Source organism: Paracoccus aestuarii (assembly GCF_028553885.1).
Taxonomy (GTDB): domain Bacteria; phylum Pseudomonadota; class Alphaproteobacteria; order Rhodobacterales; family Rhodobacteraceae; genus Paracoccus; species Paracoccus aestuarii.
Genome location: NZ_CP067175.1, coordinates 1 through 5,850, shown reverse-complemented (window position 1 = coordinate 5,850; position 5,850 = coordinate 1). Strand labels below are relative to the sequence as shown.

Sequence of the window (5,850 nt, the reverse complement as noted above, 5' to 3'; positions counted from 1 at the left end):
CCCTCGCCTCGACAGTTGTCTGGTGGACAACTTAAGTTGTCTGACAGACAACTGTCAATTTCTGAATTTTCCAGCACAGCAAAGCTAAAACGGCGAAAATGCACCAGCGTATCCATATATCCTAAGAATCTAGGAAGCACCGATGCACCCAAACTGCCCCATTGAGCATGTCGCATGGGGCGGAATGTGCTGGGGAAAGGGGAAGTGCAAAAGGCTGCGTTACGCGGCCAACGCAGCGCGGGTGGCAGCAAGGTGGGTTGGAGAGGACCGGCAAAGGCCAAGAACAGGCCTCAGGGCGTCCCAGAAGCGCGCTGAGGGGCTATTCGGCGGCGATCAGGGTGGGGACACCCGAGACGTCCACTTCTCGTGTGGCGTGCCATGCGTCGTAGGCCCCCTGCATTCTGATCCAGACCAGCGGGGCATTACCAAACAATTTGGCGAGGCGCACGGCGACCTCGGGGCTGACGGGCTTGCGCTCAGCCAGGACGTCGTGGAGGTGTTGGCGCGAGATGCCGAGCATCCGGGCGATCTCGGCCTTGGGCTTGCCGGTAGCGGGGATCACGTCCTCGCGCAGCAATTCGCCCGGATGCGTCGGGCAGCGGTCGGGGTTGCGGCTCATCCTCGCCTCCTCAGTGGTATTGCTCGAAGTCCAGCACATGAGCGTCGCCGTCACGGAACTCGAAGGTAATGCACCACGGGCCGTTCACATGGACCGTGTAGCGGGTCGGTGTGTGGCCTCGCAGCGCGTGGAAGTCGAAGCCAGGCAGATTCATGTCCTCGGGCACCGTGGCAGCGTCGAGGACATCCAGACGACGCAGGATGCGGCCGTGCATTCGCGCATCGAGCCTCGATTTCCCCGTTTCCCAGAGGGCCTTCAGCTGCTTGTTCGCAAAGGTCTTGATCATAGGTATGTGTAAGCTGATAGCTTACAAGTGTAAACCAAGTCAGAACAGACCCAACTGCTGCGGGCGTAGCCAATAACCCCGCCGTTTCTTTGCTGTCTCCACTTCCAAGAGCGCCTGCGTGGCCTCCTCCTGGGAGGGAAAATAGATGCGGCGAACCTGTCCGGCCTGCCCGATTCGCCCCCATTCCCGCTCAAAGGTCCATCCCCCGAAGAGATCGGGAAGAACCATGAGACTGTGGAAGCGGGCCAGGTTCTTCGTCGGATCGCGCTTTTCAAGATAGCTCTGCATCGTGGTCCGCGCGTCCATCCGGCATTGTTTCCCGGTTTGGATTGTGCCGATCATTACCCTTGTAAGCAACACTATCGCAAGCATACTCTTGTCCGGACACTGCGTGTCCGTCCTTCGCGCTTGTGAGGGGGCCAGTGGCCCCCTTCAATCCCCCGTTCCGGCAAGCCGAAAGGGGCCTGCCCCTGAACCCCGGCAAGGGCATCGCCCCTGCACCCCAGAAGAGGTCTTTGCCATGAGGATCGAGATCCGCACCACACCGGAGGAAAAGCGGCGTTGGCAGGAGATTGCTGAGAATAAGGGGGTGTCACTCTCGGAACTGGTGCGCTCTGCCCTCGGGGGGCAGCGCCTGCGGAAGCGGCGGGAGCCTCCAAGGGTCGATCCCGATTTGCTGCGGGAACTGGCGCGGATGGGGAATAACCTCAACCAGCTGGCCCGCGCCACGAACCGTCGGCAGCCCGTGCCGGCTGCGGCGCTCTTGGTGCGGCTGATCGAGATCGACCGGGAATTGTCCGCCTTGCGGGCGGCGCATGAGCGGCCCGCCGATGCTGATTAAGTTCACGGGCGGGGGCCGCGGCGGCGGAGCCGAGATTGCGGACTACCTGACCGCCGCAGACCGTGAGGGGCGCGACCATGCACCGCCCGAGGTGGTGCGGGGCAATATGGAGCGGACCCGCGACCTGATCGACAGCATCGACCGCAAGTGGAGCTACACCCACGGCGTTCTGTCCTTTGCCCTGGAGGATGCGCCGACCCATGACCAGCAGCAGGAGGCCATGGACGCCTTCGAGCGTCTGGCCTTCGCGGGCATGGACCCCGAGCAATACGACATCACGTGGGTGCGCCATCAGCACACCGAGGGCGGGCGGGTGGAGCTGCACTTTGTGACGCCTCGGATGGAGTTGACCACCGGCAAGGCGCTGAACGTGGCGCCCCCGGGCTGGGAACGGTCTTACGCGCCGCTCAGGGACGCGCTGAACTGGTCCCAAGGCTGGGCGCGGCCCGACGATCCGGACAGGGCTACCGAGCTTCACAGAGCCCCGGAGAGGGCCGACGAGAGCTTCCGGCTCCGGGAGGGCCGGGAAGGCATCCATGCCTATCTGACGGCGCTTGTGGAGGCTGAGAGGGTCACGGATCGCAAGAGTATGGTTCTGGCCCTGCAAGAGGCCGGATTGCAGGTGCCCCGGCAGGGCAAGGACTACCTGACCGTCCATGACCCGGAGAGCGGCGAGAAATTCCGCATGAAGGGCAGGATCTACGAAAAGGAATGGACCCATGACCGAGAGCTTGACCGCGCGGTTGCAACAGCGGCTGTCCAGCCAGTCGGCCGAGATCGAGGCATTGACCTCGGCCGAGCTGACGCGGCTCGCGAGCAGCTTGAGGCAACAATCCGAAGCCGCGCTACGCACCATGCACAACGATATCCAAGGCACGAGCCTGATGATGGCCGACGAGTTGGAGATCGTGCGCTTGACCGCGCGCTGGTGGTGGGTGGCGCTGATCGTGACGTGGCTGGTGATCGCGGGCTTGTCAGTTTGGCACTGGATGGATCCCGCGTCGGACCCGTTTCCGATCTTCAAGAGCGGGGGACAGAGCTACCTGATGCTGCCGGACGGGACAGAGCCCATGATCTGCCAAGGCGAGCAGCCGTTTCTGTGCCTCAAACTGCCGAATGGGATGTGAGCCATGAACCAACTAACCCCCTTCGAGCGGGCTTTGCTCGCACAGTTCGAGACATTGGTCAGCACCTCCGAGACCTCGCTCGAAGCGTCAGAAGCCACGTCGAAGCAGTTGCGGACCTTGTCCGAGACCGTGCGAAAGCGCCTGGACTTGATCGAGCGGAGGCAAAGCGAGATCGAGCGTTTTCAGACGCAGTTGCTTCAGTCCTTAAGCACTCAAACCAAGCAAACTATGAGCTTGGTGCAGCAGGTGAACGCGTTGCTGGAAGAAGAGTGACTCTGATTGACGAACGCAAGGCGCACGAACGGGAGCAGGAGTGGGAAGCACGGCGAGAGCGTGACAGCGGCCACGATTACGGACTTTAGGCTAATGACGTTAGGCAGAAAACTCTCATTAACGATCAGAACTTTGCTCTTCATCTCGACGACGCTTTTCCTCCCAAGCTTGACGCTTAATATTATTTGATTTGTTATGCCATTCTTCGCTGATCCGGGCAAAATATCTTCCAGCAAAGAACATGACCGGCCAGGACAAAATGGCAGCAGCGGGCAATGGGAAACCTATAGTAATAAGTGAAACAATTACCACACCTGCAACCCATATACCGTTTCCTATACTGGCAGAGAATTCTACGAAACTAGTTAGCCAATTAGGCCACCCATAAGAAATAAAGGGGGCAAGCAAGATGCCGAAGCCAACGATGATGAATGGCAGGAAGAAAAATATATCTATAATCACAACTGGTTGCTCATTTTTTCCAAGCTTAGTTCATAGAGGGTAAAAGGTTGCATATCTTCCACCATAGGAGAAAAAAATGTTGAAGTATACAGATGAAGAAAAACAAGAGGTTATAGATTATTATCTGTGGCAATCTCCTGAGGGTACCGAGGTGAAATTTGCCCAAAAAGTGTATGCAGAATCAGTTATTGGCCATACGCACACGGTTTGGGACATTCATGCAAGCGACGGCCGATGGTGGGTCATAACTAACCCCACGAATCTATACTCGCAGGACCAATTTCCGAACATGGACTTGGCAATCACTTTTCACATGGGGCTCTGCCTGCGGATACCTCGCAACGATATCAAGCAACCGGACGTCGAAAAAGTTAGACCTTTTACTGACGTTCTTCAATCAATTGCAGATTGCGAGGCTGCGCTTGGACAAGCGAATGATGCTGGGGCATTTCGGGCTATCGGCGTCCGGTGCCGTGAAAACCTACTCGCCTTTGTTCACGCAGCACAGGATGCTTACGAATGGCCGGAGCAGGACAGGCCCCAACGCTCAAATTTCAAAGGCTGGGTTGATTGGATTTTTGACACCTTCCTTGGCGGAGCTGATAACCGTGAGCGACGCCGACTCATTAAGACGACGCTCAAAGAGGCTTGGGACTATGTAAACTGGCTGACGCATTCACAGTCAGGAAAGTGGATGGATGCCGAAGTTGCGACTACTGCGGTTTCTCATGCTATTGGAATGGCAACGTCTACTTGTGTGCGGCATCTGCGAGGTGTTCCGGATCAATGTCCAGAGTGCGAGTCTCACCGTCTCTTCCCAGAAGAGGGGATAGATGCGGAAAACCCTGAAATAATCTTCGAACGACCGATATGCTCCGAATGCGGATGGGTCGGAGAACCGGTGCCTGTAGGCGAGCGATCTGAAGAAGAAATTGCGCAATTTATTACGCGTGAGGGGGAGAACTTGGACGCGTGTGGGATCATGCAGACGCCACTCATAGAGATCATGGGGCGACAAGATAAATAAACTAGGGCTAGACTAATTTATCTTCCGAGAAGGCGTTGAAGAAAGCTGCGGGGTTCCTTGGGTCTCTTATCTTCCAAGAGCGCCTGCTGACGCTCAGCCAACGTGCGCCAATGATCGGCGTTGGCTTCGGCCTTGCCCAGCATCTCGCGGAGCAACTCTATCTCACGTTTCAAGGCGGGATCAGCCGGTTCGGGCTGGTTCTCAGAGGTGGTCGGTTGCGGTCCCGGAGACTGGTCGGGCGACCGGTTCTGAGACTGAAACGGAAAAGCCCGGTGCAGTTCTGCCGGGTCTATGGCGTAGCGTCCTCGATCATCCTTTGGCGCGCTCATGCGCCCACTACGAATGGCATCGAGCAGGGTCGATTTAGAGCGACTGCAAATCTTAGCCGCCTGATTCAGCGTCAGTGCCACAGGTGGTTCCCTTGGGTGGTCGGAGCCGGTCGGTCTTGGTTCTGGGGGCCGGTCCCGGACTGGTCGGCTGCTACTCGGGCGTCTGTTCAGACTTCCCGCCGTCGATCACGTCGAGCTTGTAGCGTTCGACGGCTTGCGCATGGTTATGCACGTTGCCCCGGAAAGCCCCTTCCGGCGTCACGGTGATGATCTTGACCCGCCCACGCTTCACACGCCGGATCGCCCCTACTTGCTCCAGAAGGTCCAGAGCGCGAGCCATCTGTGCCTTATCTGTCCGCATCACTTCACACAGGTCAGCGGCGGTCTTGGTGCACTCATAGGACTGCCAACCCAGATTGCGTGTGATCTGCCAGAGCACCGCCTGCGCATGGAAGGCCTGCGCTGTAGTTTTTGCCGCCGCGAACAGGCGTTCCGTCACGGCGTCCTGATACTGGAATGCAATGGACACGTTGCCCCCTCCGAAGAAGTCGAACTCAAGCTGATTGCTGGCGGAGAGTTCCTTGGCCGCCAGAGCGGCTTCCCGCGCCATAGCAGCTCGCTCGGGGCTGCTTTCCCGCAAGGCCTGCTGATCTAGCAGGAGCGCCGCCTGGTCATAGGCACCGCGCTTGTGCAGGGCGCGGGCCGTCAGATCGGCGGGAGGGTTCGGGTTGGTGCGCTGGCGCTGTTCTGCGACCCCGACAATGACGCCGATGGACTGCACGGGTGCGCCGGTCCTACGCTGCGCCAGCTGCGTGACCTTTGCGGCCTCGATATCTTCCGCAGATACCCCCATGCGCCGCAGTTCGTGAAGTGAAATCCTACCCAT

At 58.6% G+C, this 5,850-nt stretch carries 10 protein-coding genes; 4 read left to right on the top strand and 6 right to left on the bottom strand.

Translation table 11 applies throughout. The features are described from left to right. Positions 1-319 precede the first annotated feature (319 nt). From JHW48_RS18480 to JHW48_RS18470, 3 genes are read right to left on the bottom strand one after another with little or no spacing between them, the layout of a single operon-like run. A complete protein-coding gene (locus JHW48_RS18480; RefSeq protein ID WP_015061601.1) occupies positions 320-619 on the bottom strand; it encodes a HigA family addiction module antitoxin in 300 nt (99 codons plus the stop codon). A gap of 10 nt (positions 620-629) precedes the next feature. Continuing rightward, complete coding sequence (locus tag JHW48_RS18475) at positions 630-905, bottom strand: type II toxin-antitoxin system RelE/ParE family toxin (protein WP_015061600.1); 276 nt, start codon at positions 903-905, stop codon at positions 630-632. A 39-nt stretch (positions 906-944) separates the two neighbouring features. Further along, on the bottom strand, positions 945-1,211 hold the full coding sequence (locus tag JHW48_RS18470) for a WGR domain-containing protein (protein WP_272835916.1): 267 nt from the start codon (positions 1,209-1,211) through the stop codon (positions 945-947). A gap of 214 nt (positions 1,212-1,425) precedes the next feature. Between JHW48_RS18470 and JHW48_RS18465 the strand changes: the two genes are divergently transcribed. The 3 genes from JHW48_RS18465 to JHW48_RS18455 all read left to right on the top strand — a co-directional run bounded on the left by JHW48_RS18465 (position 1,426) and on the right by JHW48_RS18455 (position 3,146). Beyond that, a complete protein-coding gene (locus JHW48_RS18465) occupies positions 1,426-1,746 on the top strand; it encodes a plasmid mobilization protein (protein WP_015061598.1) in 321 nt (106 codons plus the stop codon). A 719-nt stretch (positions 1,747-2,465) separates the two neighbouring features. Next, positions 2,466-2,873: a hypothetical protein gene (locus JHW48_RS18460; RefSeq protein ID WP_015061596.1), complete on the top strand. Its 408-nt coding sequence runs from the start codon at positions 2,466-2,468 to the stop codon at positions 2,871-2,873. Between the two features lie 3 nt (positions 2,874-2,876). Continuing rightward, a complete protein-coding gene (locus JHW48_RS18455) occupies positions 2,877-3,146 on the top strand; it encodes a hypothetical protein (RefSeq protein ID WP_119887748.1) in 270 nt (89 codons plus the stop codon). Between the two features lie 117 nt (positions 3,147-3,263). Here JHW48_RS18455 and JHW48_RS18450 read toward each other — a convergent pair whose 3' ends face one another. Then, a complete protein-coding gene (locus JHW48_RS18450) occupies positions 3,264-3,608 on the bottom strand; it encodes a hypothetical protein (protein WP_147388166.1) in 345 nt (114 codons plus the stop codon). Between the two features lie 76 nt (positions 3,609-3,684). Between JHW48_RS18450 and JHW48_RS18445 the strand changes: the two genes are divergently transcribed. Beyond that, positions 3,685-4,635 carry a hypothetical protein gene (locus JHW48_RS18445; protein ID WP_015061595.1) on the top strand — a complete coding sequence of 317 codons (951 nt, stop codon included), beginning with the start codon at positions 3,685-3,687 and terminating at the stop codon, positions 4,633-4,635. A 17-nt stretch (positions 4,636-4,652) separates the two neighbouring features. On the opposite strand, the gene JHW48_RS18440 is transcribed toward JHW48_RS18445, so the two are convergent. Both JHW48_RS18440 and JHW48_RS18435 read right to left on the bottom strand, forming a co-directional pair. Then, on the bottom strand, positions 4,653-5,045 hold the full coding sequence (locus JHW48_RS18440; protein WP_015061594.1) for a BTB/POZ domain-containing protein: 393 nt from the start codon (positions 5,043-5,045) through the stop codon (positions 4,653-4,655). Positions 5,046-5,115: 70 nt separating this feature from the next. Further along, positions 5,116-5,850, bottom strand: coding sequence for a helix-turn-helix domain-containing protein (locus tag JHW48_RS18435; RefSeq protein ID WP_015061593.1), 735 nt, complete (start codon positions 5,848-5,850; stop codon positions 5,116-5,118).

What these genes read in the sequence shown, in the direction of transcription:
- JHW48_RS18480 (WP_015061601.1), bottom strand. Translation starts at nt 619, where the DNA reads ATGAGCCGCAACCCCGACCGCTGCCCGACGCATCCGGGCGAATTGCTG.
- JHW48_RS18475 (WP_015061600.1), bottom strand. Translation starts at nt 905, where the DNA reads ATGATCAAGACCTTTGCGAACAAGCAGCTGAAGGCCCTCTGGGAAACG.
- JHW48_RS18470 (WP_272835916.1), bottom strand. Translation starts at nt 1,211, where the DNA reads ATGGACGCGCGGACCACGATGCAGAGCTATCTTGAAAAGCGCGATCCG.
- JHW48_RS18465 (WP_015061598.1), top strand. Translation starts at nt 1,426, where the DNA reads ATGAGGATCGAGATCCGCACCACACCGGAGGAAAAGCGGCGTTGGCAG.
- JHW48_RS18460 (WP_015061596.1), top strand. Translation starts at nt 2,466, where the DNA reads ATGACCGAGAGCTTGACCGCGCGGTTGCAACAGCGGCTGTCCAGCCAG.
- JHW48_RS18455 (WP_119887748.1), top strand. Translation starts at nt 2,877, where the DNA reads ATGAACCAACTAACCCCCTTCGAGCGGGCTTTGCTCGCACAGTTCGAG.
- JHW48_RS18445 (WP_015061595.1), top strand. Translation starts at nt 3,685, where the DNA reads ATGTTGAAGTATACAGATGAAGAAAAACAAGAGGTTATAGATTATTAT.
- JHW48_RS18435 (WP_015061593.1), bottom strand. Translation starts at nt 5,850, where the DNA reads ATGGGTAGGATTTCACTTCACGAACTGCGGCGCATGGGGGTATCTGCG.